Origin of the sequence: Aeromicrobium sp. CnD17-E, from assembly GCF_024124745.1 — a bacterium.
Lineage (GTDB): Bacteria > Actinomycetota > Actinomycetes > Propionibacteriales > Nocardioidaceae > Aeromicrobium.
In genome coordinates this window covers 1-1,639 of sequence record NZ_JAMXRU010000204.1, presented here as the reverse complement: position 1 = coordinate 1,639, position 1,639 = coordinate 1, and the positions used below count along the sequence as shown (strand labels likewise).

At 75.9% G+C, this 1,639-nt stretch carries 2 protein-coding genes; one reads left to right on the top strand and one right to left on the bottom strand.

Annotated features, from left to right (window positions below):
- The coding region (locus NH339_RS18125; protein ID WP_253027420.1) for an MATE family efflux transporter at positions 1-639 on the top strand (639 nt) is incomplete at its 5' end.
- A gap of 3 nt (positions 640-642) precedes the next feature.
- Here the strand turns inward: NH339_RS18125 and NH339_RS18120 are convergent.
- Complete coding sequence (locus NH339_RS18120) at positions 643-1,446, bottom strand: siderophore-interacting protein (protein WP_253027418.1); 804 nt, start codon at positions 1,444-1,446, stop codon at positions 643-645.
- Positions 1,447-1,639: the final 193 nt, after the last annotated feature.

Sequence of the window (1,639 nt, the reverse complement as noted above, 5' to 3'; positions counted from 1 at the left end):
GCGAGCGTCGTGAGCGCGGCGCGCGACGGCGTGCCGCTGCTGGCCCGGACCGCGACCCTGCGCGCCGCGCTGCTCCTCGGCACGGCGGTGGCCGCGACGTTCGGCGACGCGCCCCTCGCGGCGCACCAGATCGCGACGTCGCTCGTCACCTTCCTCGCGTTCGCGATGGACGCGATCGCCATCGCCGGCCAGACGCTCACCGGGCGCACCCTGGGCGCCGGGGACGCCGAGGGCACCCGGGAGCTCACGCGGCGCATGATCACGTGGGGCGTCGGCACCGGTCTGCTCGCGGGGCTGCTGCTGCTCGCCGTCTCCCCGGTCGTGGGGTCATGGTTCACCTCCGACGAGCAGGTGCACGCGGCGCTCGTCCCGGCGCTCGTGGTGGTCGCGGCGGTGCAGCCCGTCTCCGGTGTGGTGTTCGTGCTCGACGGTGTCCTCATCGGGGCGGGCGACGGCGTGTACCTGGCGTGGGCGGGTCTCGCGGTGCTGGCGGCCTACGCGCCGCTCGCGCTGCTGACCGGTTCGCTCGGTGCCGGGCTCGCCTGGCTGTGGCTCGCCTACGGCGGTTTCCAGCTCGCCCGCCTGGTCACCCTGTGGCTGCGGCAGCGCGGCACCGCCTGGATGGTGCTGGGCGCCTGAGCGTCAGCGTCGCCAGTACCCGGACACGTCGAGGCAGTCGCGCGGGACGGACCGGTCGGCCCGCCAGTGGGTCCGCACGTCGCGGGCGGCGGTCGACTCGCCGGCCATCCAGGCGTAGACCTGCCCCGCCGGCCAGTCGAGGTCGCGGACCGCGTCGAGCAGCAGCGTCGTGGTCCCCGGCTCGGCGCCCGCCGGTCGGTGCAACCAGGTCACCTCGACGCCGTCGCGCACGGTGAGGTCCTGCTCGTCCTGGGGTCCGGAGACCTCCACGACGACGTGGGCGGGCGGACCCGGAGGCAGCTCCTCGAGGAAGCGCCCGATCGCCGGCAGGGCCGTCTCGTCGCCGGCCAGCACGAACGCGTCGACGTCGTGCGGGAAGGCCTGCCCGACGGTGGGTCCGGCGATCCACGCGAGGTCGCCGGGCCGGACCCGCTCGGCCCAGCCGGCCGCCTGTCCGTGGCCGTGCCGCACGAAGTCGAGGTCGACCTCGTCGGAGGTCACCCGGCGCGGCGTGTAGTCCTTGCCGAGCGGGCGCACGCCCTCCGTCGTGTAGTCGAGCCCGTCGGGACGCTGCCGCGGGAGCACCGGCCGGTCGGCCTCCGGGGCGGGCACGAAGACCTTCACGTGGTCGTCGAAGCCGGGCGAGGCGAACGCCGGCAGCGTCGACCCGTCGAGGCTGCGCTCGGCGAGGGCCGGACCCGCGAGCGTGAGCCGACGCATGCCCGGCGTCACGTCCTCGACGCGGACGACCTCCAGCTCGCGCAGCACCGCCACGTGGGTCGTCGTCGTTCGTCGCAGCTTCGGCACGCGGACACCCTAGACCGGCTCAGTCGTCGGCCTGGAAGCCGACCGTGGCCCACCGCGGCTGCTCGAACGACGCGGCGCCGACGTTGACGACGCCTGGGCGGACGGCCAGGACCGTGGGCGTGACCGCGAGCGGGACGACGACGGCCTCGCGGCGCAGCGCCGCCTCGAGCCGCGCCGTGGACGCCGTCCGGGC